Here is a 26,396-nt window from a genome sequence, read left to right on the forward strand (position 1 = left end):
TGTAGGCATTAACGACGACCGCGCTGCAAAACTGCTACGAGGATGATCACGGCGCCCTGCACCGCCGCATTCAGATACACGCTGATGATGCTCGTCAGGTTCAGGATGTTGTTGATGACCGAAAGCAGAATCGCGCCGATGACCGTGCCGATCACGCGCCCTTCGCCACCCTTCAACGCGGTGCCGCCGACCACGACGGACGCGATCGCTTCGAGTTCCCACAAGAGGCCCGTCGTCGGTGTGGCAGAGCCTAGGCGCGGCACGTACAGAATCGTCGCGACGGCCACGCACAAGCCCAGCAGCACATACGTGACGATCTTCACGCGATCCACGCGAATGGCCGCATAACGCGCGACCTGCTCGCTCGAACCGATCGCCTGAACATGCCGTCCATATACCGTGCGATTGAGCACGAGCGCGCCGCCCGCCGCGACGATCAGGAAGATCCAGATCGGCACCGGCACCCCGAACAGGCTCGCGTAATAAACCGGCCCGTAAAGATCGACGAGCGAGTTGTCGAGCGTGAGCGCGCCGCCGTCCGCGAGCCACGTAAGCAGCGCGCGAAAGATGCCGAGCGTGCCCAGCGTGACGATGAACGGCTCGATGCGCCCTTTCGTCACGAGCACGCCGTGCGCGAAGCCGAACAGCGCGCCGAGCACGAGCGCGAGCACGACGCCCAGCGCGATGATCAGAAGCGGCGGCACCGCGTGCCCATGAAAGCCCTGCATGAGCGCGTTCATCATGTAGATCATGCTGCCCGCGATCAGCGCGGCCATCGAACCGACCGACAGATCGATGCCGCCCGAGATGATCACGAAGGTCATGCCCACCGCGATGATGCCGATGAACGACGTGCGCGTGAGCACGTTCATCGCGTTGTCGAGGGTGGCGAAGTCGCCATTGAGCAGCGTGCCGCCGATGCACAACGCGATCAGCCCGATCAGCGGCCCGACGCCGAACAGAAAGCGTGCAGCGGCGGAAAGGCGGCTCTCGCTTCCGATGTCTTCAGTGTGTGCCGGTCGCATGCGCGATCAACCTCTCTTCGGTCAAAAGATCCATGCCGAGCGTCGTGACGAGTTCGCCCGCGCGCATCACCGCGACGCGATGACACAAGCCGATCAACTCGATCAGCTCGGATGAAATCACGATCACCGCGCGGCCCTCGGCGGCCAGCCGGTGAATCAGAAAATAGATGTCGCGTTTCGCGCCGACATCGACGCCGCGTGTCGGTTCGTCGAGCACGATCACGCGCGGATCGGGATTCAGGAACTTCGCGAGCGCGAGCTTCTGCTGATTGCCGCCCGACAGCATGCGCGCGCGAATCGACGTGTTGCCCGTGCGAATGCCGAAATCGTTCACCGCTTTTTTCAATGCATCGCGTTCGGCGTGCATGTCGATGAATGGATGCGCATAGCGCTCCAGCGTCATCATCGTCAGGTTGTCTTTCAGCGCCATGTCGACGTGCAGTCCGCGTCCTTTTCTATCCTCGCTCAGGTACGTGAGGCCCTGTCTCATCGCTTCGCGCGGATTCTTCAGGCTGACGGTTTTTCCATCGATCACGACGCGGCCCGCGCTCAATGGCCGCAAGCCGACGAGCGCCTCGAACAATTCCGTGCGTCCCGCGCCGACGAGCCCCGCGAAGCCGAACACTTCGCCCTTCTTCACCGAAAAGCCGATGCCCTCCGCCCAGCCGGGCACCGACGCCCCTTCGACCTCGAATGCGACCGGCGCATCCGCGGCAAGCGAAGGCTTGTCGGGAAACATGTCGGAGACTTCGCGGCCGACCATCAGATTCGCCATCTGCTGACGCGTGAGCTCGTGGGTCGGCGCGCGCGCGACGAAGCGGCCATCGCGCATCACGATCACTTCGTCGGTCACGCGCTCCACTTCGTCGAGCTTGTGCGAGATATAGACGATGGTCGTGCCCGCATCCTTCAGACGCGCCATCAGGCCGAACAGACGCTGTGTCTCCGATGGCGTCAGCGTCGCGGTCGGCTCGTCCATGATGAGCAGCCGCGCGTCGCGCAGCATCGCCTTCGCGATCTCGACCAGCTGCTTCTCCGCGACGATCAGGTCGCGCACCTTCGTATCCGGATTCTTGTGCAGGCCGACGTCGCTCAGTCGTGCACGCGCGGCTTCGCGCATCGCGGGTTCGTCGAGGAAGAAGCCTTTCTTCAGCTCGTGCCCGAGGAACATGTTCTGCGTGATGCTCAAATGGTCCGCGAGATTCAGTTCCTGGTGAATCAGCACGATGCCCGCATGCTCGGCATCGCGTGAACTCGTGAAGTCGCGCTGGCGCTCATCGATATAAAGCTCGCCCGCGTTCGCGCGCTCGTAGCCGGCGAGGATCTTCATCAACGTGGATTTGCCCGCGCCGTTCTCGCCGAGCAATCCGTAGATGCGGCCCGGCGCGATATCGAAGGTGACGCCGTGCAGCACGCGCACCGGCCCGAACTGCTTTTCGATGCCTTGAAAGCGCACGGCGAGGCTCATCGTCACGCGCTCCTTCGGCGAATCAGCCGATGCGGCAGCAGCACGCCCGGCACCTCGGCGCGCGGATCGCGCAGGCGCTGGAGCAGGAGATCGGCGGCGGTTTCGCCGAGCAATTGCATCGGCTGCGAGACGGTGGTCAAAGGCGGATCGACATGCGCGGCGACGGCGATATCGTCGAAGCCGACGACGGCGACATCTTCCGGCACCGCCAGGCCCGCGCCGCGAAAGCCGTTCATCACGCCGATGGCGAGCGTGTCGGAGACGGCGAAGGCGGCGGTCGGTCTCGCATCGCCGAGTGCCGCGAGTTGCGCGGCCGCGCGTTCGCCGGCGTCGTAGTCGAGACTGTCGAGCTCGATCAACCACTCGGCGCGCGGCTCGATGCCCGCGTCGATCAGCGCATCGCGATAGCCCGCGAGCCGCTGACGTCCATACAGATAACCTTGTCCCGAGTTGATGAGCGCGATGCGCCGATGACCCTTGGCCGTCAGATAGCGCACGACATCGCCCGCGGCGAGATGGTTGTCGATGCCGACATACGGCACGCCCGCGGCAGGATCGAACTCGCAGCACGCGACCCACGGCAACGCCGACGCTTCTTCGGCGAGCGCCTTTTGCACGGCGGCGGGATCGAGGCAGATCGCGCCATCGGCGCGGCGGCCGCGCAGGAGATCGAAATAGCTTCGCTCGCGCAGCGGGTCCGCGCCGGTGTCGCACAACAGCATGAAGTAGCCGTTCTGGCGCGCGACGCTGTCGATGCCGCGCACGATCGCCGCGTAGAACGGGTTGCCGAAGTCGGGGACCATCGTGAGCAGCAGGCGGCTTTCCGCCGTGCGCAGATTGCGCGCGAGCTCGTTGATGCGATAGCCGCTCGCCGCGACCGCCTCGCGGACTCTTTCGCGTGTCGCCTCGCGAACGTTCGTGTGCCCGTTGAGCACGCGCGATACCGTGGCGACCGACACGCCCGCGCGCTCGGCGACGTCGGCAATCGATACTTCCTCACGTGGACGAACCGTATCTGACATTGCGGCGTCGCTCGCGGCGATCGAGATGTAATGGATTACATTATTTGATCGGACGAGCGCGATGGCAACAGCAATCGACTAGGGACAAACGCTTAAGACAGAAATTCACACGCATGTGTCGATCCCGTGCGATGTTGCTCGTCGTAATGTGCGAGCGGGTAGATGACGCCCGACACCAATACACTCTTTTGAAGGAGCGATCCACATGCGATTCATGATGCTGATGATCCCGCGCGGCTACGAAAGCGCGCAACCGGGCACGATGCCGAGCGCGGACGCGGTCGCCGCCATGATGAAGTACAACGAGGAATTGCAGAAGGCCGGCGTGCTGCTCGCGCTCGACGGACTGCATCCGCCGTCGATGGGCGCGCGCGTCACGTTCGAAGGCGGCAAGCCGCGCGTCACCGACGGACCGTTCGCCGAAGCGAAGGAAGTGCTCGGCGGCTACTGGATGCTTCAGGTGAAGTCGCGCGAGGAAGCGATCGAATGGGCGAAGCGTTGTCCGGGATCGGACACGGAGATGATCGAAGTGCGCCAGGTGATGGAGATGGACGACTTCCCGCCGGACGTGCAGCAGGCCGCGGCGGGATTCGATGAGATGCAGAAGGCGGCGAAGCCCTGACCCACGTTACGCGATCGTCTCCAGCGCGAGCGCGATGCCCTGTCCGCCGCCGATGCACAGCGTGACGATCGCGCGCTTCACGCCGTCGCGGCGCATCGCGTGGGCGAGACGCGTCGTGAGCACCGCGCCGGTCGCGCCGATCGGATGCCCGTGCGCAATCGCGCCGCCCTCCACGTTGACGATGTCTTCCGGCACGCCGAGCGTCCTCGCCACCGCGATCGGCACCGCCGCGAAGGCTTCGTTGATCTCGAAGCGCTCGACATCGGCGAGGGTCCAGCCCGCGCGCTGCAATGCCTGCTGCACGGCGGGCACCGGCCCGAGTCCGAACATGCCCGGTTCGACTGCCGCCACGCCGAACGCCGCGAGCCGCACGAACGGTTCGATGCCGCGTGCCTCGGCTTCCTTGCGGCTCGTCACGATCATCGCGGATGCGCCGCTGTTCAGCCCCGGCGCATTGCCCGCCGTGATCGTGCCGTCGGGGCGAAACGCCGGGCGCAGCTTTGCAAGCGTCGCGAGCGTCGTGTCCGGGCGCGGCTGCTCGTCGCGCGCGAACGCGACCGTTTCGCGGCCCGCCTTCACATCGACGCCGACGATTTCCGCATCGAACAGGCCGTCCCGCTGCGCGGCCGCGAACGACTGTTGCGAACGCTCGGCCCAGCGATCCTGCGCTTCACGCGTGATATCCAGCTTCGTCACGAGATCTTCGGTGTGCCAGCCCGAATGCTCGCCCGAGAAGGCATCGACGAGACCGTCGCGCAGCATGCTGTCGTAAATCTGCGCATTGCCCATGCGATAGCCGCGCCGCCCGCCGTCGAGCAGATACGGCGCGCGATCCATGTTCTCCATGCCGCCCGCGATGGCGAGCGTGGCGACGCCCGCCGCGATTTCGGTCGCGGCTGTCGCGATGGCCTGCGCGCCCGAACCGCACACGCGATTCACGGCCAGCGCGGGCACCGAAACCGGCACGCCGCCGCCGACCGACGCCTGCCGCGCCGGATTCATGCGGTTGCCGGCCTGGATCACATTGCCGAACACGACCGAATCGATCGACGCGGGATCGAGCGCCTTGCCTGCGCGCCGCAGCGTTTCAGCGATGGCCGCCGCGCCGAGATCGACGGCGGGCGTGTCCTTCAACGCGCCGTTGAACGCGCCGATCGCCGTACGCACCGGATGACACAAAACGATGTCTTGCACGAACATGTCGTTGCCTCGCTTAGCGGGGAATGCCGGTGAGATAGATGGGCGTGTCGGTCGAGAGCGACTGCTTTACCGCGCGGCCGGTTTCATCGACGAGCACTTCTTCCTGGTTCTTTTCCAGCGCGGCGAGCACTTCGTTCACCACATGCTCCGGCGTGGACTTCGGCGCGGTGACCTGCGCGGTCATGTCGGTATCGATATAGCCGGGGTGCGCCGCCACGACGAGCGTGCCCTGCTCGCGCAGTTCCTCGCGCAATGCGTTCGTGGCTGCCCACGCCGCCGCCTTCGAGATGTGATACGCGCCGCCCGCCGGCAACGAGACCCAGCTCAGCACCGAAAGAACGTTGACGACCGCGCCGCCGCCGTTCTTCTTCAGCGCGGGCGCGAACGCCTGCGTGAGCGCGATCGGGCCGAACGTGTTGATCTCCAGCAGATCGCGGATGCCTTGCGTCGATGCCGGATCGACGAGCAGGCCGCGCGTCGTCACGCCCGCGTTGTTGACGATCACCTGCACGTCGGTATAGGTCGCGGCCGCTTCCGCGATATCGGCGGCGTTGGTTACGTCGAGGCGGATCGCCTGGACGCCGGGAATATCGACGCTCTTCGGATCGCGAGCGGCGGCATAGACCTTCGCCGCGCCCGCTTCGACGAGCGACTTCGCGAATTGCTTGCCGAGGCCGCGATTGGCGCCGGTGACGAGAACGACTTTTCCTTTGATCCGCATGGTGTGCTCCATCAAACTGTGCATATGCACTGATATCGATACGAAAAAGGCCCGCGCACGGCGAGCCTGCTCTATGCCACTCACTCCATCGTCGTCAGTTCGAACAGCGATTGGCGCAGCGCCTTTGCGCGCTTCTCGCCGAACTTCGCTTCGAATTCCGCCTGCGCGGCGCGCCATTGCGCCGACGCCTTCACGAGCGTGTCGCGCCCGGTTGCCGTCAGCCGCAAGCCGACCGCGCGCGAGCTGGCCGATTCCTGCGCCGCTTCGACCAGCCCGTCACGCTGCAACGGCTTGAGCGCGCGCACGAGCGTGGTACGGTCCATCACCATCGAGTCGGCGAGCTCGGCCATCTGCACGCCGGGCCTGCGCCCGATCGACGCCAGAATCGTGAACTGCGCCGCCGTGATGCCGACCGCGGTCAGATGCCGCTCGTACATCTGCGACACATAACGCGCCGCCTGACGGATCGCGAAGCAGTTGCAGTCGAGAGGAGAAGAGTTGGAAGTCATGTCCCGCAGAATATGAGTGCATATGCACTTTGTCAAGCGAGGGATTCTCAATCGGCGCGATAGACGCGGCTCGAAGATCGTCGGGAATCGTCGCGCGCGGCGCGGCGGCGAAACGCGCCAAGCCGCTCCGGGCGTGCGATCGGGGCGAATCGGGCCTGTGCCGAAATCCGCATCGGACGCGCGACTTAACACCAAGACGCGGCCAAATTGGTTTTCTACATTGCGCATGTCCGCTGCCTGTGCCGGGCCGCGCGCGAAGCGGCTGCTTTCATCGCCGGATTGCCGGCCTTTGAGGGCAAGTCCGTCTTGCCGGCACTGAACCGGTCGTGTTCCATTCGATTGCCAAATCAAAAAGGAGAGCAAAACCATGCGCATCCGTACCAAACCTCTGGCGTGGCTCGTGGCTTGCGCCACGGCTGCATTCGCCGCCGCGCCCTTCGCCGCGAGCGCAGACGAACTGACGGTGAAAGTGGGTTTTGCCGCGCCGCTGACCGGCGCGAACGCGGGTTACGGGAAGGACCTCCAGAACGGCGTGCAGCTCGCGCTCGACGAAGCCAACGCGAAGAAGATCACGATCGGCGGCAAGACGGCGAAGTTCGAGATCCGCGCGGAAGACGATCAGGCCGACCCGCGCGTCGGCGTGCAGGCGGCGCAGAAGCTCGTCGATGACGGCGTGGTGGTCGTCGTCGGACACTTCAATTCGGGCACGACGCTGCCCGCCTCGCCGATCTACAACAGCGCCGGCATCCCGACCATCGACCCAGCCGCGACCAATCCGACCATCACGACGCGCGGCCTCGAGAACATGTTCACGGTGATTTCGAGCGACGCGCAGAACGCGGGCAACGCCGGCGTCTACGCGGTGACGACGACGAAGGCGAAGCGCATCGCGATCATCGACGACCGCACGGCGTTCGGTCAGGGCGAGGCCGACGAGTTCGAGAAGGCGGTGAAGGCGAAGGGCGGCACGATCGTCACGCGCGAGTACAGCGACAACCAGACCGTCGACTTCAGCGCGCAGCTCACGCGCATCAAGGCGGCCAACGCGGATCTGATTTTCTTCGGCGGCCTCGACCGGCAGGCGGCGGCGGTCGTCAAGCGGATGAAGCAACTCGGCATGAACGCGCAGTTCGTGGGCGGCGGCGGCGTGATGGACGCCGATTTCCTCAAGCTCGCGGGCGATGCCGCCGAGGGCGCGCAGGCGTGGGAATACGGCAGTCCGCTCGACAAGCTGCCCGAAGGCAAGGCGTTCGCCGACAAGTTCCAGAAGCGCTTCGGCGTCGCGATTCTTTCGTATGCGCCGTTCGGCTACGACGCCGCGTGGGCCGCGATCAACGCGATGCAGAAGGCCAATTCCATCGATCCGAACGTGTACCGGCCGGTGCTGAAGTCGAACTCGTTCGAAGGCATCACCGGGCCGATCGCCTTCGACAGCAACGGCGCGCTGAAGAACGCTTCGTCGACGCTGTATCAGGTGAAGAACGGACAGTGGGCGTCGGTCGTCACCAAGCACGGCATGTAATGACGCTTCAGGCCTGGGCCGCGTGCGTCCGGGCCTCCAGCCTTTTGCGTGTGTGCGCCGCCTCGTCGCCCAGCCATTGCACGAATTGCTGCAAGGCGGGCGACGGCGCGGGCCGCTCCGGATACGCGAGGTAATAGGCCGCGCCGCTCGTCACGCATAGCGGGAACGGCGCGATCACGCGCTTCGCGCGCAAGTCTTCCTCGATCAGCGAGACATCGCCGATCGTCACGCCCAGACCCTGCATCGCCGAGGACATCGCCAGATCGAGCGTGTCGAAATGCTGCGCTTTCGTCGACGGCAGGCCCGTGTAGCCGTAAGCGCCGAGCCACAGAAGCCAGTCGCGGCGGTCGCGCGTGGGATGCAGCAGCGTCTTGCCGGCGAGATCGCCGGGCGTGGGCGCGGCGTGCTTCTTCGGCTTCCACAATTCGGGCGCGCAAACCGGCGTCAGCACTTCATCGAACAGATGATCCGCCGTCACGCCCTTGAGCGACGGCGCGGCGCCGAAGACGATCGCCGCATCGAACGGCTCCGCGCCGAACTCGACGCCGTGCGACACCGACGCCGTCACCTCCACCACCAGCTCCGGCCGCTCGTTCTGCAAGCGGATGACGCGCGGCAGGATCCAGCGCATCGCGCAGGTCGGGCACTTCACGCGCAGAATGCCGGATTGCGCGCCGCCTTTCGCCAGCGCATCGTCGATATGCGTGAACGCCTGTTGCAGCGGCGCGACGAGCAGCGCGCCGTGATGCGTCAACGCGAGCCCGCGCGCCTGCCGCGTGAAAAGCGCGTAACCGAGATGCGCCTCCAGTCCGGCGATCTGCCGGCTGACCGCGCCCTGCGTCACGTTCAGCACCTCGGCCGCGCGCGTGAAATTCAGCTTCTGGGCGACGACCAGAAAGGTTTTGAGCACGTCGAGCGAGGGCAGCGGTTTCATCGGAGGCATCGGGTTTTTGGCATGTAGCCATGATCTGCAAGCATGGCTAGTATGACAAAGTTTCGATTGTCCGCGCTTTATTGCTGCGGTTGAATCGACGGCAATCATCGCCGAACCGCAATTCCGGAGACACTTGCCGTGCATAGCGCCTGCATTCCCGAGTCGAAGCTGCCGAATGTCGGCACGACCATTTTCACCGTCATAGGCCAGTTGGCCGAGGAGCATCACGCGCTCAACCTGTCGCAGGGCGCGCCGAACTTCGCCTGCGATCCGAAGCTGATCGAAGGCGTCGAGCGAGCCATGCGGGCAGGACATAACCAGTACTCGCCGATGTCCGGCGTGCTCGCGCTGCGCGAAGCGATTGCCGTGAAGACACAGAAGCTGTACGGCGCGCATTACGATCCGGGCACGGAAGTCACCGTGGTGGCGAGCGCGAGCGAAGGCCTGTACGCGACGATCAGCGCGCTCGTGCATCCCGGCGACGAGGTCATCTACTTCGAGCCTTCCTTCGACAGCTATGCGCCGATCGTGCAGTTGCAGGGCGCCACGCCCGTCGCGATCAAGCTCTCGGCCGAGAATTTCCACATCGACTGGGACGAAGTTGCCGCTGCGATCACGCCGCGCACGCGCATGATTCTCGTCAATACGCCGCACAATCCGACGGGCAGCGCGTTCACGGACGCCGACATCGCACGGCTGACCGCACTCACGCGCGACACGAAGATCATCGTGCTGTCGGATGAGGTCTATGAACACGTCGTGTTCGATGGCGCGCCGCATCACGGCATGGCGCGCTATCCCGAGCTGGCTGAACGCAGCGTGATCGTGTCGTCGTTCGGCAAGTCGTATCACGTGACGGGCTGGCGCGTCGGCTACTGTCTCGCGCCCGCCGCGCTGACGTCCGAGATTCGCAAGATCCACCAGTTCATGACCTTTTCCGCCGATACGCCGATGCAGATGGCGTTCGCCGAAGCGCTCGCGGACGAATCGAGCTATCTGAATCTCGGGCCGTTCTACCAGCACAAGCGCGATCTGCTTGCCGAGTCGCTGAAGGGCTCGCGCCTCGAACTGTTGCCGAGCGCCGGCAGTTTCTTCATGCTGGCGCGGTACGACGCGATCTCGAACGAATCCGACAGCGACTTCGTGCTGCGCCTGATCCGCGAGGCGCGCGTCGCGACGATTCCGCTGTCCGCGTTCTACACCGACGGCACCGATAACCACCTGATCCGTCTTTCGTTCGCGAAGGACGACGACACGCTCGTCGAAGGCGCGCGCCGCCTTTGTTCGATCTGACGACTTTTCTGGAGACCAACACGATGAAACTCAAACACATCGCCAGCGCCTTGTTCTTCGCATGCACGTTCGCGAGCGGTGCAGCGCTCGCCGCCGATACGCTGCGCTTCGGACTGGAAGCGCAATATCCGCCGTTCGAATCGAAATCGTCGACGGGCGAGTTGCAAGGGCTCGACATCGACGTCGGCAACGCGGTCTGCGCCGCCGCGAAGATGCAGTGCAAGTGGGTCGAGACGTCGTTCGACGGCCTGATTCCCGCGCTGCAGGGCCGCAAGTTCGACGCGATCAACTCCGCGATGAACGCGACCGAGCAACGTCGCCAGGCGATCGATTTCACGACGGTCGTGTATCGCGTGCCGACGCAACTGATCGCGAAGAAGGGCAGCGGCCTGGAACCGACGTCGGCATCGCTGAAGGGCAAGAGCGTGGGCGTGTTGCAAGGCTCGATTCAGGAGACGTTCGCGAAGGCGCACTGGGAGAACGAAGGCGTGAAGGTCGTGCCGTATCAGGACCAGAATCAGGTGTATGCGGATCTGAAGTCCGGCCGTCTCGACGGGACGCTCGTGCTCGCGCCGGCGGGACAGAGCGGGTTCCTGTCGAAGCCGGATGGCGAAGGCTTTGCGTTCGTCGGCGCGCCGGTTCGCGACGACAAGATTCTCGGCAGCGGCATCGCTTACGGCGTGCGCAAGGGCGACGATGCGCTGAAGACGAAACTCAACGCGGCGATCGAAAAGGTCAAGGCGGACGGGACGATCGACAAGTACGCGAAGAAGTATCTGGGGAATATCGATATTTCGACGAAGTGAAGCGGCGGGCGCGCGTCGGCGTATTCGTCGCGCGCCTGCATTCATAGCTGCAGAAAGGCGCGAATTGCGTATTTCGCCGCATCGAGTTCTTCTTCGGTAACCGTCTCGCCACGGAACGCGAGTTCCCTGTGGAGATGGCTCCAACTGCGAAGCTGATCGACGAGCGCGACGCCCGGGCGCTTGAGGCTCGCGATGGGCACTTCGGTTTCCCAGCCGCGAATCGTCGACGTGATCGGCAGCCCCGTGAAGCGGCCTGTGATGTCGTTCATCACGATATCGGAGATCACGAGCACCGCGCGATAGCCATCCTGCTCATGGCCTCTCGCCGGGCCGACGTGCAATCTCACCACGTCGCCCGCATCTGGAATTCCATCTTTCATTCGAGACCCTCGCGCGTCGGGTCTCCCGGACCGCCCCACTCGTCGCCGACGGGATCGCCGAAGTCGATCTCCTCGTGCCGCTCGAGCGTGCCCTCGCGAAATTGCTGAATCAGCCGTTCGCGCGAAAAACGCCGGATCGCCCGATGCGGCCGCACCGAAACGTGTCCATCCTCAACGTCCACATGCACTTCCTGTCCCTCCTCCAATGAAAGTTCGCTGGCAATGTTGGCAGGAATGCGCACCGCAAGACTATTGCCCCAACGTTTTAGGATCTGCTTTGGCATGATGTCCTCAAGCGACGTAGATACGTGTAGATACAGAGATGCTATTCGTAGGATCCATAATGTGTCAACACGTCGATACCTGTTTCGGATCGATCCATTTGCCGGGCATCGGCCATTCGGATAAGCAGCCTTTTTGCAACGCAGGCACACTGGCGTCTCGAACCCATCGATCACGAGCTGCATGAGCACACCGCCGACGTCCACTGCGCCAGCACCGCCTCCGCCGCTCCAGGGCGGCAAGCTTGTCCTCGCCACCTTCGCGGTGGCGCTCGCCACCTTCATGAACGTGCTGGATTCGTCGATCGCCAATGTCGCGATCCCGACGATCTCCGGCAATCTCGGCGTGTCCGTCAACGAGGGCACGTGGGTCATCACCGTGTTCGCGGCGTCGAACGCCGTCTCCATTCCGCTGACCGGCTGGCTCACGCAGCGGCTCGGGCAGGTGCATCTGTTCGTCGGCGCGATTCTGATGTTCGTGCTGTCGTCGTGGCTGTGCGGTCTCGCGCCGAATCTGCCGGTGCTGCTGTTCGCGCGCGTGTTGCAGGGCGCGGTCGCCGGGCCGCTGATTCCGCTGTCGCAGGCGATCCTGCTCGGCTCGTATCCGAAAGAGAAGTCGTCGATGGCGCTCTCGCTCTGGGCGATGACCGCGACCGTCGGCCCGATCGCCGGTCCCGCGCTCGGCGGCTGGATCACCGACAGCTATTCGTGGTCGTGGATCTTCTACATCAACATTCCGGTGGGCATCTTCGCGGCGGGCGTGACGTGGCTCATCTACCGCGATCGCGAATCGCCGACGCGCAAGGCGCCGATCGACGTGATCGGTCTTTTGCTGCTCGTCTCGTGGGTCGCGTCGCTGCAGATCATGCTCGACAAGGGACGCGATCTCGACTGGTTCTCGTCGCCGCTGATCGTCGTACTGGCGATCGTCGCCGTTATCGCGTTCGCGTTCTTTGTCGTGTGGGAGCTGACGGACCCGAATCCGGTCGTCGATCTGCGGCTTTTCGCCGGGCGCAATTTCTTCGGCGGGACGGTGGCGATTTCCGTCGCGTACGGCGTGTTCTTCGGCAATCTCGTGCTGCTGCCGCAATGGATGCAGCAGTATCTGAACTATCGCTCCGTCGATGCGGGGCTGGTCACAGCGCCGCTCGGCATCTTCGCCGTGATCCTCGCGCCGGTGATGGGCAAGGTCTTGCCGCGCAGCGACGCGCGCATCATCGCGACGATGGCGTTCGTCGGCTTCGCATTCGTGTTCTGGCTGCGCTCGAAGTACGTGATCGAGATCGACACGTGGCACCTCGTCTTGCCGACGCTCCTGCAAGGCATCCCGATGGCGATGTTCTTCGTGCCGCTCACGGCGATCGTGCTGTCGGGATTGCCGCCGTCGAAGATTCCGGCGGCGGCGGGGCTATCGAATTTCGCGCGTGTGTTTTGCGGCGCGGTGGGCACGTCGCTCGCGGGCAACGAGTGGGATAACCGCATCGCGCTGCATCACGAGCGGCTCACCGAGCAGGCGAATGTCTACAATCCGGCGTTCCTGCAATCGCTCGGGTTATCGCGATCGACACTCGATGTCAGCGAGGCGCAAGCACGCGGCATGTTCAATTTCACCGTCAACACGCAAGCCGCGATGATGGGGCTCAACGATATCTTTCTGATCTCGGCGGTGATCTTCATTCTGATCATTCCGCTGATCTGGATTACGAAGGTGGCGAAGGGGGGTGGTGGCGGGGCGGCTTCGGGGGCGCATTGAGGATGGCGCGCGCCCGACCAGCGCGCGCGTCGCGTTTTACTCCGGCAAAAACCCCTCCTCCAGCACCGATGACATTGGCCAAGGACAGACCTCCGGAAACGTATCGAAGTCGATGCCCGTCTCCGCTTCGGCCTGCTTGCGCGCTTTCGACCAGACCAGATCGAGCCATTGGTCGTCATCGAAATGTCGACGCAAGCTCGGCGCTTCTTTCAACACGAACAGCGCCTCTCTTCGCTGCACGCGGATCGTGCTCGTCCAACTTCTGCTTCGGCGTTCCGGCTGAAACATCCATTTCAGCAGATGCGCCAGCAGAACGCCTAGCCTGCTTCGCAACTCGCGTGATTCAATTTTCGCCACGTCCTCGATTTCCTCAGCGATATGCTCGATATCGATGGACGCAAGCTTCCCTGCACGCAGCAGCGCGGCCTGTTCATAGGCCCACGCCACCACGTCCTTCTCATAAGGTGTTCCCATCGGCTGATTCCCGTTTTCATTCGAATTTTCGGTATCGCCCATGCTAGTTTGCATTCCTTTGTTCATCCAGATCGTCCAGACGGCTAACGCCGCTCACTTCAACCCGAGTTCCACGCGCGAACCCGCGCCTTTGTCCTTGATATCGTCCGCCGACATCTTCGGCGCGACGACGAATATCCGCTGGCTGTCGATCTTCCCGTCGAAATACTCTTGCACCGCCTGCGCGCGACGCTGCGCCAGATCGCGCAACGCGCCCTCGTCCACCGGCGCGTTCTTCGTCAGCGCCGCCTTCATGTCGCCATCGGGCACGGACTTCGTCATGCCGATGAAGTTGGTCGGCTTCTTGAAATCCGCCGACTTGTACACCTTCGTCAGATACTTGTCGTAGTCGGCATCGGATATCTTGATCGCGTTCCAGTCCACGTTCTCGCCGTTGCCCGACATGTCGCGCACCTTCGCACGCTTGACCTGGTTGTCGAGCCACGCGGCGCGCAACGCCGGCTCGTCCGTCTTCGGATCGACGCGGCCCGTCACATCCACCCGCACCGACGGCTTGTCCATCAGCGCCTTCGCAATCGTATCGAGCTTCTTCTGCGCGGCGTCGTTCAACGTGGCCGAACCCGCGTCGAACTCGATGTAGTTCAGATCCTCGCCGCTGCCGCCGCCGAACGCGTGCGCGAGCAGCGTGAACGGCGCGGTCACCGCCTTCTGCACGAGATTCACGATCGCCTGCCACACGAGCCCGCCGATCGAAAACTCCGGATTGTCCAGCGATCCCGAAATCGGAATGTTCACGTCGATCTCGCCGCGCGAGTTCTTCAACAGCGACACCGCGAGCCGCACCGGCAGCTTGGTCGCCGTCGGATTGTCGATGTGATCGCCGAACGTCAACTGATCGATGAACAAGTGGTTGTTCGCCGTGAGCTTGTTGTCGGCCAGCATGTAATGCAGATCGACGTTGAGCTTGCCCTTCGTGATCGGATAGCCCGCGTACTTCGACGAATACGGCGTGAGGTTCGTCAGTTCAACGCCGTGCGCGCTCGCCGTCAGATCCAGCGCGGGCTTGTCGATCAGCGGATTGATTTGCCCCTTGATCGAGACCGGTCCGTTCGCCGCCAGTTTCGCGGAGACATCGACGGGCGCGGGCGTCGTCGAATGCGTGCCGAACGCGCCGATCGTGCCGTTGATCGCGACGAGATTCGCCGTGTAGTTCGGCTTGATGAAGTTGTCGGTGTAGGTCACGCGGCCGTCCTGCAGCACCAGCTGGCCGAAGCGCATATTGACCGGCGGCCCGGAATTCGGCGTGGTTTTCACCGGCACCGTTGTGGCTGCGCTCGCCGCCGCCGGCGCGGACGCGCCCTGCTCCTTCGTGCTGCCACGCGTCACCGATTGCGGTCCGCCCTCGCCCGCCACCACGCTCTTCAGGTTCAGCTTGCCCTGCGCGTCGAGCAGCACGCGGCCGTAGAACTTCGCGAAGGTCACGCGCGCCGCGTCGACATCGGTGCCGCGCTCGCTGTAGTTCACCTTCACGTTGGTCAGGCCGAGCAGCTTCCAGCCCGCGAAACGATCGGACGTCGCCTTGTCGAGCATGCGCACGTCCGACAGCGACACATCGCCCTTGTACGACGCCGCGAGCGTCTTGCCGCTGCCGGACATCGCGACATCGCCGTTCGCGCTCAGATACGCGCTCGCCACTTCGATGTTGAGCTTGTCGCCGAAATACGGCTCGAACGCGGAAGCATCGACCTGATCACCCTTCACATGCAGCGCGAGCTTGAGCGGCGTGACCGTGACATTGCCGCCGATCGCGAGCGCGCCCTTTCCGTTCAGCGTGAGCTTGCCATCGACAGCGAGCGGTTTCGTCAGATCGTCGCTGAACTGCTTCACGTTCACCGCGAGCGGCGCGACGCGCAGCTTGACCGGCTGCGGCGTGGTTTCGTCGGTGATATTGGCGGATGTATCGGCGAGCGAGATTTCGCCGATGCGATAGTGCCACGCCGGACCGGCCGCCTGCGCCTTCTGGATCTTGTGCGTCGCCGTCTGCTCGGGCGCGGCCTCGTGCGGCCCCGCGAGCGCGGCGAGATCGATGGTGCCGTCCTTGCGGCGCGTCGCATCGAGCGCTAGCCCGCTCAGTTGCACGCTGTCGAGCGCGGCGTTGCGCGCGGATACGTCGACCTTAGCGATCTTCGCCACCGCCGACGCGAGCTTGATCGGCGCGCCGCCGCCCGCATTGGGCACGAGCGTGAGCGCGTCGAGCTTCACATCGCCCGCGCCGACCTGCACGCCGCCATCCGGCTTGCCCCAATCGACCGACACCGGCAGGTTCGCGCCGAGCGTCCCGCTCGTCACCCGCGCGGCCAGCACGTTCGCGAGATATGGCTGCAGCGGCGGCAGCGCGAACGCGTTCAGCGCGAGCTTCGCGTCCGCCGTCTTCGCGGCGAGCGTCACCTTGCCCGATGCATCGAGCGCCCCGCCGTGGTCGAACGCGGTCTTGAGCGTGTATTTCGCGGGCGTCTTCGCGAGCGTCGAGAAATCGTCGAGCGTCACGGCGAGGCCGGTCAGCGCGCCTTGCACGTGTTCCTTCAGCAACTGGTCGTCGAGCGCGATCTTGCCGCCGTCGATCGCGAGATGACGGATCGTCAGATCGAGCGGCGGCGCTTCCTTCTGCGCTTCCTTCTGCGCTTCTTTTTGCGCTTCCGTGCGCGCCGCTTCCGCGGATGCCTTCGGCGCGGGACCGGCCAGTTTCTGCACATTCAACTGCCCCGACGAATCGCGCGCGAGATGCACGTCGGGATTGCTCAGCGTCACTTCGTCGAGGCGATAGATATCGCGCAACGGCTCCGCGTTCGCGATCTTCACATGCAGCGCGCGGGCCGCGACGAGCGGCGCGTTCGATTTGTCGGTGACGGCGAGATCGGCGAGATCGGCGGTGCCTTCGATGCGGATCGTCGGGGTATCGCCCGAGATCGCGAAGTTCACGTTCAGGTCCGTCGAAAGCTTGCCGCTCTTCACGGCGACCGGCACCGAGGCCGGCGCGTAAGACGCCATCTGCGGCACGTCGAGGCCATCGAGCGTGAGCGCGATCTCCGATTCGCGCGACTCCGAGAACGGCTTGGTGCGCCCTTTCACGACCAGCGGCGAACCGTCGATGCGCGCCTGTAACAGCGGCGTCACGAAGATATCGGTGGCGGAGGGCAAGGTCGCGATGAACGGAATGCCGAGCGCGAAGCGGTCGATCACGTGCTTCGCCTTCAGCAGCCTGTCATCGAATGTGATCTGGCCGTTTTCGAGCCGGATGTTCGACACCGAGAAGCGCGCGGGCTTGTCCGAAGGCGGCGACGAAGGCTTCGAGAATTTCGCGATCAGATCGGAGAAATTGAAATGCTCGCCGTCGAAGCGCACGACATTGATGCGCGGCGAATCGATTTTCAGTTCGTTGACGACCGGCGCGAGCTTCAACACCGACGCCCACGAGGTGCGCACGACGAGCCGCGACACATCGACGAAATCGGGCGACGCGCCCGGCGTCTTCGCGAGATTCGCGGGCGCTTCGCCGATATGCACGCCATCGGCTTCGAAATCGAGCGTGTAGGGATTGAGCGAAATGCGCCGGATGCTGACCGGGCGATCGAGCTGCTTCGCGAGTTGCTGCTCGGCGATATGCCGGATGACCGGCGGCGCGACGAAGAAGCCGAGCGCGCCGATCACGAGTAGCGCGATCAGCAAGCCGATGAAAATGCGCCGCGTGCGCCGCGCGTGCACGACGCCGCGCAGGGTTTGGCCGGCGGAAGCAAGAGAAGACTTGGTGATGCTTGACATTCGATGCGCGGCGACGAGCTGCCCGTGTGAGCACCGCCCGAGCTTCGCCGTCCCGGAAAGATGATGTTCGAGTATACGACGAGGCGGCCCGCAAACGTTCGCCGATCCGTGCATCAAAAGATAAAGGCCGCGAAAAAATCGCGGCCTTTATGTTTCGGTCCCGTTGCTTTCGCGCGGCTGACTCACCGGCGCTCGACGCGCGGCGGCGCCCACGAGCCATCGCTCGCTTGCGGCCTCGGCGCATAGAGACGCATCGCGAGCTGGAACTCGCCATCGGGCGCGGGCAGCCAGTTCGCGTCGCGTGCGCGTCCCGGCGACTTCGCCGACACGATCACGTCGATGGAGCCATCGCGATTCTTCTTCAGCCGGTCGCGATCGGAGAGCGAGAGGCGCGGCAGCTTTTCGTCCGCGAGCGCGCCGTCCTTCGTATAGGCGGTGATCGTCCAGAAGCCGCGCACCGGCGGCAACTGGTCGGGCGTGAAGTGCAGCGTGTACGCGTTCGCGCCATTGAGCGCATGGCCCTCGCTGTCCACGCGCGTCACCGGCTTCACTTCGCCTTCCTTCGTGCTCGTCGCGGTCTGACGGCGTGCGAGATACGCGCGCAGCGTGTAGTCCGTGCCGTAGATGCCGACGCCATCGCCGAACCAGGTCCAGCCGTTCTTCGTGATCGCGTTCGGCGGCACCGTCGCGAGCCGCTCGCGCGCATCGGCGAGGCCGGAATCGAGCAGCGGCGCATCGGTCTTCTTGAACTGCACCGGCTCGCCAGGCTTCACGCCGAGATCGGCGAGCTGGCTCATCGCGTGGGCATCGTCGGTGGCGGCGGGGTTGTCGTCGAGCGAGCGGGCAAGGCGCGCGAAGAACGCATTCGCGTCGAGCGCCTCGGCCTGCGCGCCCGGCGCGACCGTCGCCAGCGCGGACGGCAGCGGCGGCACCGCAGGCTGCCGCGCGCCGTTCGCGGGCCACGCGCCCGCCACCGCCGGCGTCGGATCGGCCGCCGAACCTTTCGCGGGCGTCTGCGTGTCGATGCGCATCGCCGTCTGCAGCTTGCGCGCCTCGGGCACATCGCGCGGACCGTTCACGCGCACGCGCACCGAGAGCCACACGTAACGCGTGCGCGTCTCGACGCGCGTCGCGTTGGCAGGCAGCGTGCCGGTCCAGCCCGCGGGCACGAACGCGATCAGCTGCATCTTCGGATACGGCGTCGTGTCGGCGCTGGAGTAGAGCGCGTTGGTCCACGCATCGAATGCGCGGGCATCCAGATAGCGGCCGCGCGGCGCGGCGGGCAGCGAGACGATCACCGGATCGGCGGAGACATCGAGCCAGGCGGTCGATTCGAGCGTGTCGACGCTCGGCCAGCCAGCCGCGCCGGCGGACGGCAACGCGCTCGCATGACGGAACGTGTTGAGCGGCGTCTGGCCGGGCTGACCGGCGCGGCCGCTCGCACGTTCGCGGGCGATATCGGAGGCGACGAGCGGAAAGCCGAACGTATAGGAGTCGGCGACCTGATTCTTCACCCAGCCCGTGGTGGTCGGTTTCACCTCCGGCTGCCTGGTCGCGCAGCCAGCCAGGACCGCCATGCCGGCGAGACTCACGCTCATCCAGATCGCGGGGTTGAGCGGAAAAGTCCAGCGTCGGTTGTTCTTCATTCGAATGGAAATCCGGTTCTTCTTTCGATTTGGGTTCTCGCGCGACTCGATCCGGGATCGATTCACGGCACGCTCGCGAACGGCTCGACGCCGCTTCGAATCCCCGCGCGGCGCGCCGCGAGCATTATCTCGAAATTCGGGTTTTAACTTATCCGCTGACTATAGGCAAGACGAAGCGTATAAAAGCGCTCCGGCAAATCGAAGAATGCACTAGATGCTGCCTAAAAGCACTGAATGACGCGCGTTTCGTCCTTCGAATACGATTATTTCCGATGTGTTCCACGATCGCACAACGCCGTTCATTCCGCCCTTGACCTTCCAATCATTGGAAGGTCGATACTCGTCTCGTGAGGGATCTTCGCGATCCCAGCCAGACCGGAGCGTTTCACCATGTCCACAGCAACATCCGAGAAACCGAGAACCGCGGAATTGGCCGTCAGCGGCATGACGTGCGCGTCGTGCGTCGCGCGCGTCGAGAAAGTGCTCAGGCGCGTGCCGGGCGTCGAAAGCGTGGCGGTCAATCTCGCCACCGAGAAGGCGACCGTGCACGCGAACGGCGCCGTGACCGACGATCAGCTCGTCGCCGCCGTCGCGAAAGCCGGCTACGAAGCGGCGCCGATTTTGCCCGAAGCCGCACCCGCCGCCGCTGCGCCGCCCGCATTCGATCGCGAGCTCGCCGCGGTCTTCGCCGCAGCCGTGCTCACCGTGCCGCTGCTCGCGCCGATGTTCGGCCTCGCGCTGAACCCGTGGCTGCAACTCGCGCTCGCGAGCGTCGTGCAGTTCGGCTTCGGCGCGCGTTTCTATATCGGCGGCTATCGCGCGGTGCGCGCGTTCGCGGGCAACATGGATCTGCTCGTCGCGCTCGGCACGTCGGCGGCCTGGGGCTTGTCCGTCTATCAGATGTTCGCGCACGGCGGCATGACCGAGCATCTGTTCTTCGAGGCGTCGGCGGTGGTCATCACGCTGGTGCGCTTCGGCAAGTGGCTGGAGGCGCGCGCGAAGCGGCAGACCACCGACGCGATCCGCGCGCTCAATGCGCTGCGTCCCGACAAGGCGCGCGTGCGCGACCGCGACGACCCGGCGCGCGAACGGGAAGTCGCGCTCGCCGATGTGCGCGTCGGCGACATCGCCATCGTGCGGCCGGGCGAGCGTGTGCCGGTCGACGGCATCGTGCGCGAGGGCCGCACGCATATCGACGAATCGCTGATCACGGGCGAAAGCCTTCCCGTCGCGAAGGAACCGGGCGCACGCGCGACCGGCGGCTCGATCAACGGCGAAGGTGTGATTGCGATCGAAACCACGGCGATCGGCGCGGAAACGACGCTTGCGCGCATCATCCGGCTCGTCGAATCCGCGCAAGCGGAGAAGGCGCCGATCCAGCGGCTCGTCGATCGCGTGTCGGCGGTCTTCGTGCCGGCGATTCTGGCGATCGCGCTCGTCACGCTCGCCGGCTGGCTGCTGCACGGCGCGAGCGCGGAAACGGCGCTGCTCGACGCGGTCGCGGTGCTCGTGATCGCGTGCCCGTGCGCGCTCGGCCTCGCGACGCCGACCGCGATCATGGCCGGCACCGGCGTCGCGGCGCGCCAGGGCATTCTCATCAAGGACGCGCAGGCGCTCGAACAGGCGCATGCGATCCGCATCGTCGCGTTCGACAAGACGGGCACGCTGACCGCCGGCCGCCCGAGTCTCGTCGCGTTCGATGCTGCGCCCGGGCAGGATAGGACCGAAGCGCTCGGGCTCGCCGCCGCCGTGCAGCGCATGAGCGAGCATCCGCTGGCGAAGGCTGTCGTCGCCGCCGCTAACGACGCGCCGCGTTTCGATGCGAGCGCGGCGCGCGCGGTCGCCGGGCGCGGCGTGGAGGCGAATGTCGGGGCGCGGCGCATCGCGATCGGCAGCGCGCGTTGGGTCGCGGAACTGAAGCTCGACGTTCCGCCGACGCTCGCCGAACGCGCGCGCGAACTCGAAGCGCAGGGCAACACGATTTCCTGGCTCATCGACCTCGATGGCGGCGTGCTCGCATTGATGGCGTTCGGCGACACGATCAAGCCGACCGCGCGCGCCGCGATCGAACGCCTGGCGCGCATGGGCGTGCAAAGCGCGCTCGTCACCGGCGACAACGAAGGCAGCGCGCACAGCGTCGCGCGCGCGCTGGGCATTCCATCGGATCTCGTGTTCGCGCAAACGCTGCCCGAGGACAAGGCGCGCGTCGTCGCGCAACTGAAGGCGTCGGGCAAGGGCATCGTGGCGATGGCCGGCGACGGCATCAACGACGCGCCCGCGCTCGCCGCCGCCGACATCGGCATCGCGATGGCGAGCGGCACCGATGTGGCGATTGAAGCGGCCGGCCTCACGCTGATGCGCGGCGATCCGGCGCTCGTCGCCGATGCGATCGACATCTCGCGGCGCACCTATCGCAAGATTCAGCAGAACCTCTTCTGGGCGTTCGTCTACAACCTGATCGGCATTCCGCTCGCGGCATTCGGCTTGCTCGATCCGATGTTCGCGGGCGCGGCGATGGCGTTCTCCAGCGTGAGCGTGGTGACCAACGCGCTGTTGCTGAGAACGTGGCGCGCTCAGGCCGGCGCGGTGGCCGACGAAGCGCGCGCCGGCAAACCGATCACGCGGCCGGCGTAACGCGCGTCCTTCAGCGCGACGGCCGGCTCGGCGGCGATGCGCGCGGCGATGTCTTCATCGAACGATGCGGATTTCGGCGCGCCGCTCGAATCGATGTGCATCATCATCTGCTCGCACGCCGACACCGGCTCGGCGGCATCGCCCTCGAACATCTCCATATAGAGATGGACGCGCTTCCTGTCATGCGCGACGACCCGCGCTTCCACGCGCACCGCCGCGCCTTCCTTGATCTCGCGCAGATAGCTGATGTGCGCTTCGAGCGTGTACAGCGTGCGCTGCCTCGCGGTGCGGCCCGCGTCGTCGAGACCGATGCGGTCCATGAACGCATCGGTCGCGAGGCTGTAGATCAGCATGTAGAACGCGTCGCGCAGATGGCCGTTGTAGTCGACCCATTCGGGCTTGACCGTGTCGCGATAGATCATCGTGGTTCCTCTAGTCTTCGATGCCGTGACGCGCTTTCGCAGCCGCAATCGCCTCGATCACGCTCGCGATGCAGTCGTCGCGATAACGCTCCAGTTCCTTGATGCCGCGCCCGTTCGTCTGCCGCGACGTGCCGTCCACCACGCGGTCGATGAGCTCGTCGGTCAGCTGCGGTGCGACGAGCTTCGTCCACGGCAATTCGAGCGCGGGGCCGAACTGCTGCATGAAGTGTCGCATGCCGGCCTCGCCGCCCGCCAGCGTGTAGGTGAGGAACGTGCCCATGAACGACCAGCGGATGCCCGCGCCGTAGCGGATGGCGTCATCGATTTCGCCGGTCGTCGCGACGCCGTCGTTCACGAGATGCAGCGCTTCGCGCCAGAGCGCTTCGAGCAAGCGATCCGCGATGAAGCCCGGCACCTCTTTTCGCACGCGCAAGGGCCGCATGCCGATGGACGCGTAGAAGCTCATCGCCGCATCGATCGCCTCGCCCGAGGTCGCTTCGCCGCCGAGCACTTCGACGAGCGGCAGCAGATACACCGGATTGAACGGATGGCCGACCACGCACCGTTCCGGATTGACGGCGCGCGCGTAGAACTCGCTCGGCAGGAGCCCGGACGTCGACGACGCGATGATCGCATCGGGCTTGGCCGCGCGGCTCACGCGCTCGTGCAGCGCGAGCTTCAGTTCCTCGCGCTCGGGCGCGCTTTCCTGGATGAAGTCCGCATCGGCCACGCATTCCTCGACCGTCGATACGACACGCAGCCGCTCCGGCGACGCGCCCTTGGCCAAGCCGGCGCGTTCGAGTGCCGGCCACGCATTCGCGACGTTCGCGCGAAGCTGCGCCTCGGCGCCGGGCGCCGGGTCCCACGCGGTGACGTCGAGCCCTGCTCCGAGCGCGCGCGCTACCCAGCCGCTGCCGATCACACCCGCGCCGAGCGCGGCGAATTGCTTCACTTGCATGTCGATGTGTCCTTTGGGTTCTCTTGGATTCAGGCGAATTGTTCGGCGCTGCGCTTGTCCAGAGGACGTTCGCCGCGCGGGGGAAGTCCGAGCTTCCTGCGTCCTTCGGCGGGCGTGAGCACGCGTGCGCCCAGACGTTCGATGATTTCCACGGCGCGCTGCACGAGCGAGCCGTTGGTCGCGTGCACGCCGCGATCGAGCCACAGGTTGTCTTCGAGACCGACGCGCACGTGGCCGCCGAGCAGCATCGCCTGCGCGACCATCGGCATCTGCATGCGGCCGATGCCGAAGCCTGCCCAGTGCGCGCCGGGCGGCAGGTTATCGACCATCGCTTTCATCGTGCCGGTGTCGGGCGGCGCGCCCCACGGAATGCCCATGCACAGTTGAAAGAGCGGCGGGTCATCGAGCAGGCCTTCTTTCAGTAGCTGGTTCGCGAACCACAGATGACCCGTGTCGAAGATTTCCAGTTCGGGCTTCACGCCGAGTTCCTGAATGCGCTTTGCGCCGGCTCGCAATTGCGCGGGCGTCGATACGTAGATGTAGTCGCCGTCGCCGAAGTTGAGCGTGCCGCAGTCGAGCGTGCAGATTTCGGGCAGCAGCTCTTCGACATGCGCGAGGCGCGTCAGGCCGCCGACGAGATCCGTGCCCTTGCCGAAGCGCATCGGGTCTTCGCCCGGGCCGATTTCGAGGTCGCCGCCCATGCCTGCCGTCAGGTTGATGATGACGTCCGTGTCCGACGAACGGATGCGGTCTACTACTTCCCTGTATAGCGCGGGGTCGCGGCTGCCTCGGCCGGTTTTGGGGTCGCGGACGTGGCAGTGGGCGACGGTGGCGCCCGCGCGGGCCGCTTCGATTGCTGCCTCGGCGATTTGCTTCGGTGTTACCGGGACTGAGGGGTGTTTGGCCGTCGTGTCGCCGGCGCCGGTTACCGCGCATGTCACTATCACTTCGTAGTTCACGGTTTTTGCTCCTTTTCCACTTTTGTTAGGGTTCCTGTTCTTTCTTTGTGAAATCCTGATTTCGTGTCGGTCTATTAGCTCTGCCCCTGTGCGGGGCGGCAGTCACTTTCTTTGCTGCTGCAAAGAAAGTAACCAAAGAAACAGCTATCCCCAGCCTAAGCACTTCACACCGGCCGCGGCACAGGCGATTGGCCTAATGGCCCGGCTGTAGCGAGTGCCCTCGAAGGTCTCGCGGGGCTTGGACCGCACACGGTCTGACGAGCCATAACCTTGAGCGCGCTGGTTCAGCACCAAATAGCTCCAGCCCGCTTCGCGGCCGACCGGTCAATCGGGTTTGCATGTGCTTCTTTGCTGATGCCTCCATCTCAATGCACTGCACATGTATCCCGTTGGTTTCCCTTGCAGACCCAACGGCAGCGCGTAGCGCTGTGCCGAAACTCTTTCGTGCTGAACCCGCGCGCCAAAACGTTTGGTGCGTCAGACCGTGCGCGAGCCAAGCCCGATTGGGCCTTTGGGGGCGACACTTAGGCGAGGGCCACCGCGGGCTGGCAAGCATGGCCAAACTGCGTGTGACCGCGGGCTTAAACGAGCTGCTTTCTTTGGTTACTTTCTTTGCAGCAGCAAAGAAAGTAACCCCCGCCCCGGGGAGGGGCAGTGCTAATAGACCACCACGAACACGGGATCCGGCGAAAACAAAACCTTCAAAGCCCCAAATACTGCCGAACCGCCGGCAACCCATCCTTCCCATCGACGGTCTTCACGCCTGCAAGCCACGCATCCAACACCTGCGGGTTCTTCTTGAGATAAGCCTTGGCCGCTTCAGCAGGCCGTTCCTTATTCATGACAGGCTGCATCAGCCGATTCTCCAGATCGGTCGTAAAGCGCAGATTGGAAACGAACTTCCCCGCATTGGGACATCGCGTCAGGAAGTCCGTATTCGTCAGCGTATAGACCCGCGCCTCGCCATAATTCGGCCCGAACACCTCATCGCCGCCGGCGAGATAGTTGATCTTCATCTGTATGTTCATCGGATGCGGCTCCCAGCCAAGAAACACAACCGGTTTCTTCTCGCGGATCGCGCGCTCGACCGTCACCAGCATCCCCGCCTCGCTCGACTGCACCAGCTTGAATCCGCCAAGTCCGAACTGGTTGGTGTCGATCATCTTCTGTATCTTCGCGTTCGCGCTGCTGCCAGGCTCGATGCCGTAGATCGTCCCGCCCAGTTCGTCGCGATGTTTCGCGATATCCGCAAACGTCTTGATGCCCGCGTCATACGCATACGACGGCACCGCGAGCGTCGCCTTCGCGCCCGACAGATTCGGCGGTTCGAGCTTCTCGATGCTCTTCGCATCGAGGAACGGCTCGACCGCCTTCTGCTGCACCGGCCACCAGTAACCAAGCGACACGTCGATCTGCTTGCTCTTCAGGCCCGCGAGCGAAATCGGCACCGATGCCACCGTGGTCCGCGGCGCATAGCCGAGTCCCTCGAAGACGACCGATGCGAGCGCCGTCGTCGACGTGATGTCGGTCCAGCCGATATCGACGAAGCGCACCGTGCGGCAACTCGCATCCTCCGCGTGCGCAACCGGCGCGACGGCGAACGCGGCGCCCGCGGCGGCGACCAGCAAAGTGGAAATCAGGCGTTGTGTCATGACGAGCCTTCCGTTGAGGGTTGAATCGATGCGCCGGTTCGAGTGCCGGCGTGCATCAAAAGTACCGCCGCATAAAGGCGCCCGAACGCCCGCCTGCGACCGTGACTTGACCGCTTGCGACCTCCCCGCACATTGCCGTTGTGGATGCTCTTTCGCGCGACGCGCTTGCTCATATCCGGCGATTGCGCACCATAGTGTTAACGCGCATTGAAACGATGAGTCTGGAGCGAATACGCGCTCATTCCCGCCCTTCAGCATCGGAAAACACGTCCGACCCGCTTGTGCAAGGGCAATCT

General features: G+C 64.8%; 22 protein-coding genes. 6 read left to right on the plus strand and 16 right to left on the minus strand.

Features of this window, described 5'->3' with window-relative positions; genetic code table 11:
- Nucleotides 1–8: 8 nt before the first annotated feature.
- The 3 genes from PQR08_RS05425 to PQR08_RS05435 are packed head-to-tail and all read right to left on the minus strand — an operon-like array spanning nt 9 to nt 3,515.
- Nucleotides 9–1,025, minus strand: a complete 1,017-nt coding sequence (locus PQR08_RS05425) for an ABC transporter permease (protein WP_035506926.1) — start codon at nt 1,023–1,025, stop codon at nt 9–11.
- Nucleotides 1,006–2,493 carry a sugar ABC transporter ATP-binding protein gene (locus PQR08_RS05430; protein ID WP_250484266.1) on the minus strand — a complete coding sequence of 496 codons (1,488 nt, stop codon included), beginning with the start codon at nt 2,491–2,493 and terminating at the stop codon, nt 1,006–1,008. Before PQR08_RS05430 ends, PQR08_RS05425 begins: the two co-directional genes overlap by 20 nt.
- Nucleotides 2,494–2,495: 2 nt before the next feature.
- The gene (locus tag PQR08_RS05435; RefSeq protein ID WP_250484264.1) at nt 2,496–3,515 is read right to left on the minus strand and encodes a LacI family DNA-binding transcriptional regulator; all 1,020 of its coding nucleotides are present in this window, start codon (nt 3,513–3,515) and stop codon (nt 2,496–2,498) included.
- 205 nt (nt 3,516–3,720) lie between these two features.
- On the opposite strand from PQR08_RS05435, the gene PQR08_RS05440 reads away from it, so the two are divergent.
- Entirely contained in the window at nt 3,721–4,137 is a 417-nt protein-coding gene (locus tag PQR08_RS05440) for a YciI family protein (protein ID WP_238295562.1), read from the plus strand.
- 6 nt (nt 4,138–4,143) lie between these two features.
- On the opposite strand, the gene PQR08_RS05445 is transcribed toward PQR08_RS05440, so the two are convergent.
- The 3 genes from PQR08_RS05445 to PQR08_RS05455 all read right to left on the minus strand — a co-directional run bounded on the left by PQR08_RS05445 (nt 4,144) and on the right by PQR08_RS05455 (nt 6,567).
- The gene (locus PQR08_RS05445; RefSeq protein ID WP_250484262.1) at nt 4,144–5,337 is read right to left on the minus strand and encodes a thiolase family protein; all 1,194 of its coding nucleotides are present in this window, start codon (nt 5,335–5,337) and stop codon (nt 4,144–4,146) included.
- A 13-nt stretch (nt 5,338–5,350) separates the two neighbouring features.
- On the minus strand, nt 5,351–6,058 hold the full coding sequence (locus PQR08_RS05450; RefSeq protein WP_250484261.1) for an SDR family oxidoreductase: 708 nt from the start codon (nt 6,056–6,058) through the stop codon (nt 5,351–5,353).
- An 80-nt stretch (nt 6,059–6,138) separates the two neighbouring features.
- Nucleotides 6,139–6,567: a MarR family winged helix-turn-helix transcriptional regulator gene (locus PQR08_RS05455; protein WP_238214561.1), complete on the minus strand. Its 429-nt coding sequence runs from the start codon at nt 6,565–6,567 to the stop codon at nt 6,139–6,141.
- A gap of 367 nt (nt 6,568–6,934) precedes the next feature.
- Between PQR08_RS05455 and PQR08_RS05460 the strand changes: the two genes are divergently transcribed.
- Complete coding sequence (locus PQR08_RS05460; RefSeq protein WP_187605467.1) at nt 6,935–8,089, plus strand: branched-chain amino acid ABC transporter substrate-binding protein; 1,155 nt, start codon at nt 6,935–6,937, stop codon at nt 8,087–8,089.
- Between the two features lie 7 nt (nt 8,090–8,096).
- On the opposite strand, the gene PQR08_RS05465 is transcribed toward PQR08_RS05460, so the two are convergent.
- Nucleotides 8,097–9,023 (minus strand): LysR substrate-binding domain-containing protein, encoded by a 927-nt coding sequence (locus PQR08_RS05465; RefSeq protein WP_250484260.1) that lies wholly within the window; start codon nt 9,021–9,023, stop codon nt 8,097–8,099.
- A 138-nt stretch (nt 9,024–9,161) separates the two neighbouring features.
- On the opposite strand from PQR08_RS05465, the gene PQR08_RS05470 reads away from it, so the two are divergent.
- Together PQR08_RS05470 and PQR08_RS05475 are read left to right on the plus strand one after the other, a co-directional pair.
- On the plus strand, nt 9,162–10,316 hold the full coding sequence (locus PQR08_RS05470; protein ID WP_250484259.1) for a methionine aminotransferase: 1,155 nt from the start codon (nt 9,162–9,164) through the stop codon (nt 10,314–10,316).
- A 23-nt stretch (nt 10,317–10,339) separates the two neighbouring features.
- Nucleotides 10,340–11,122 (plus strand): ABC transporter substrate-binding protein, encoded by a 783-nt coding sequence (locus PQR08_RS05475; protein ID WP_035506999.1) that lies wholly within the window; start codon nt 10,340–10,342, stop codon nt 11,120–11,122.
- A gap of 41 nt (nt 11,123–11,163) precedes the next feature.
- Here the strand turns inward: PQR08_RS05475 and PQR08_RS05480 are convergent, their stop codons facing one another.
- Together PQR08_RS05480 and PQR08_RS05485 are read right to left on the minus strand one after the other, a co-directional pair.
- On the minus strand, nt 11,164–11,502 hold the full coding sequence (locus tag PQR08_RS05480; protein ID WP_250484257.1) for a type II toxin-antitoxin system PemK/MazF family toxin: 339 nt from the start codon (nt 11,500–11,502) through the stop codon (nt 11,164–11,166).
- Complete coding sequence (locus PQR08_RS05485) at nt 11,499–11,786, minus strand: AbrB/MazE/SpoVT family DNA-binding domain-containing protein (RefSeq protein ID WP_250484256.1); 288 nt, start codon at nt 11,784–11,786, stop codon at nt 11,499–11,501. Before PQR08_RS05485 ends, PQR08_RS05480 begins: the two co-directional genes overlap by 4 nt.
- 181 nt (nt 11,787–11,967) lie before the next feature.
- Between PQR08_RS05485 and PQR08_RS05490 the strand changes: the two genes are divergently transcribed.
- Nucleotides 11,968–13,536 (plus strand): DHA2 family efflux MFS transporter permease subunit, encoded by a 1,569-nt coding sequence (locus PQR08_RS05490; RefSeq protein ID WP_238214554.1) that lies wholly within the window; start codon nt 11,968–11,970, stop codon nt 13,534–13,536.
- Between the two features lie 36 nt (nt 13,537–13,572).
- On the opposite strand, the gene PQR08_RS05495 is transcribed toward PQR08_RS05490, so the two are convergent.
- The 3 genes from PQR08_RS05495 to PQR08_RS05505 form a co-directional block, all read right to left on the minus strand.
- Entirely contained in the window at nt 13,573–14,052 is a 480-nt protein-coding gene (locus tag PQR08_RS05495) for a DUF29 domain-containing protein (RefSeq protein ID WP_250484255.1), read from the minus strand.
- Between the two features lie 51 nt (nt 14,053–14,103).
- The gene (locus PQR08_RS05500; protein ID WP_250484254.1) at nt 14,104–17,829 is read right to left on the minus strand and encodes a DUF748 domain-containing protein; all 3,726 of its coding nucleotides are present in this window, start codon (nt 17,827–17,829) and stop codon (nt 14,104–14,106) included.
- Nucleotides 17,830–18,011: 182 nt separating this feature from the next.
- A complete protein-coding gene (locus PQR08_RS05505) occupies nt 18,012–19,475 on the minus strand; it encodes a DUF1254 domain-containing protein (RefSeq protein WP_250484253.1) in 1,464 nt (487 codons plus the stop codon).
- Between the two features lie 390 nt (nt 19,476–19,865).
- Here PQR08_RS05505 and PQR08_RS05510 point away from each other — a divergent pair, with 390 nt between their 5' ends.
- Nucleotides 19,866–22,109, plus strand: coding sequence for a heavy metal translocating P-type ATPase (locus PQR08_RS05510; RefSeq protein WP_250484252.1), 2,244 nt, complete (start codon nt 19,866–19,868; stop codon nt 22,107–22,109).
- Here PQR08_RS05510 and PQR08_RS05515 read toward each other — a convergent pair.
- The 4 genes from PQR08_RS05515 to PQR08_RS05530 all read right to left on the minus strand — a co-directional run bounded on the left by PQR08_RS05515 (nt 22,049) and on the right by PQR08_RS05530 (nt 26,100).
- The gene (locus PQR08_RS05515) at nt 22,049–22,531 is read right to left on the minus strand and encodes a thioesterase family protein (RefSeq protein ID WP_238295551.1); all 483 of its coding nucleotides are present in this window, start codon (nt 22,529–22,531) and stop codon (nt 22,049–22,051) included. The genes PQR08_RS05510 and PQR08_RS05515 overlap by 61 nt on opposite strands.
- A gap of 10 nt (nt 22,532–22,541) precedes the next feature.
- A complete protein-coding gene (locus PQR08_RS05520) occupies nt 22,542–23,489 on the minus strand; it encodes an L-carnitine dehydrogenase (protein ID WP_250484251.1) in 948 nt (315 codons plus the stop codon).
- Between the two features lie 29 nt (nt 23,490–23,518).
- On the minus strand, nt 23,519–24,448 hold the full coding sequence (gene cdhC, locus PQR08_RS05525) for a 3-dehydrocarnitine:acetyl-CoA trimethylamine transferase CdhC (protein WP_250484250.1): 930 nt from the start codon (nt 24,446–24,448) through the stop codon (nt 23,519–23,521).
- Between the two features lie 701 nt (nt 24,449–25,149).
- Nucleotides 25,150–26,100, minus strand: a complete 951-nt coding sequence (locus PQR08_RS05530) for a choline ABC transporter substrate-binding protein (RefSeq protein WP_408161090.1) — start codon at nt 26,098–26,100, stop codon at nt 25,150–25,152.
- Nucleotides 26,101–26,396 lie beyond the last annotated feature (296 nt).

The organism is Caballeronia jiangsuensis (assembly GCF_046030135.1).
GTDB classification, from domain to species: domain Bacteria; phylum Pseudomonadota; class Gammaproteobacteria; order Burkholderiales; family Burkholderiaceae; genus Caballeronia; species Caballeronia jiangsuensis.

Bases quoted from the DNA above. Each gene is read 5' to 3' on its own strand.
- PQR08_RS05425 (WP_035506926.1), bottom strand. From the start codon at position 1,025: ATGCGACCGGCACACACTGAAGACATCGGAAGCGAGAGCCGCCTTTCC.
- PQR08_RS05430 (WP_250484266.1), bottom strand. From the start codon at position 2,493: ATGAGCCTCGCCGTGCGCTTTCAAGGCATCGAAAAGCAGTTCGGGCCG.
- PQR08_RS05435 (WP_250484264.1), bottom strand. From the start codon at position 3,515: ATGTCAGATACGGTTCGTCCACGTGAGGAAGTATCGATTGCCGACGTC.
- PQR08_RS05440 (WP_238295562.1), top strand. From the start codon at position 3,721: ATGCGATTCATGATGCTGATGATCCCGCGCGGCTACGAAAGCGCGCAA.
- PQR08_RS05445 (WP_250484262.1), bottom strand. From the start codon at position 5,337: ATGTTCGTGCAAGACATCGTTTTGTGTCATCCGGTGCGTACGGCGATC.
- PQR08_RS05450 (WP_250484261.1), bottom strand. From the start codon at position 6,058: ATGCGGATCAAAGGAAAAGTCGTTCTCGTCACCGGCGCCAATCGCGGC.
- PQR08_RS05455 (WP_238214561.1), bottom strand. From the start codon at position 6,567: ATGACTTCCAACTCTTCTCCTCTCGACTGCAACTGCTTCGCGATCCGT.
- PQR08_RS05460 (WP_187605467.1), top strand. From the start codon at position 6,935: ATGCGCATCCGTACCAAACCTCTGGCGTGGCTCGTGGCTTGCGCCACG.
- PQR08_RS05465 (WP_250484260.1), bottom strand. From the start codon at position 9,023: ATGAAACCGCTGCCCTCGCTCGACGTGCTCAAAACCTTTCTGGTCGTC.
- PQR08_RS05475 (WP_035506999.1), top strand. From the start codon at position 10,340: ATGAAACTCAAACACATCGCCAGCGCCTTGTTCTTCGCATGCACGTTC.
- PQR08_RS05480 (WP_250484257.1), bottom strand. From the start codon at position 11,502: ATGAAAGATGGAATTCCAGATGCGGGCGACGTGGTGAGATTGCACGTC.
- PQR08_RS05485 (WP_250484256.1), bottom strand. From the start codon at position 11,786: ATGCCAAAGCAGATCCTAAAACGTTGGGGCAATAGTCTTGCGGTGCGC.
- PQR08_RS05490 (WP_238214554.1), top strand. From the start codon at position 11,968: ATGAGCACACCGCCGACGTCCACTGCGCCAGCACCGCCTCCGCCGCTC.
- PQR08_RS05495 (WP_250484255.1), bottom strand. From the start codon at position 14,052: ATGGGCGATACCGAAAATTCGAATGAAAACGGGAATCAGCCGATGGGA.
- PQR08_RS05500 (WP_250484254.1), bottom strand. From the start codon at position 17,829: ATGTCAAGCATCACCAAGTCTTCTCTTGCTTCCGCCGGCCAAACCCTG.
- PQR08_RS05505 (WP_250484253.1), bottom strand. From the start codon at position 19,475: ATGAAGAACAACCGACGCTGGACTTTTCCGCTCAACCCCGCGATCTGG.
- PQR08_RS05510 (WP_250484252.1), top strand. From the start codon at position 19,866: ATGTCCACAGCAACATCCGAGAAACCGAGAACCGCGGAATTGGCCGTC.
- PQR08_RS05515 (WP_238295551.1), bottom strand. From the start codon at position 22,531: ATGATCTATCGCGACACGGTCAAGCCCGAATGGGTCGACTACAACGGC.
- PQR08_RS05520 (WP_250484251.1), bottom strand. From the start codon at position 23,489: ATGCAAGTGAAGCAATTCGCCGCGCTCGGCGCGGGTGTGATCGGCAGC.
- PQR08_RS05530 (WP_408161090.1), bottom strand. From the start codon at position 26,100: ATGACACAACGCCTGATTTCCACTTTGCTGGTCGCCGCCGCGGGCGCC.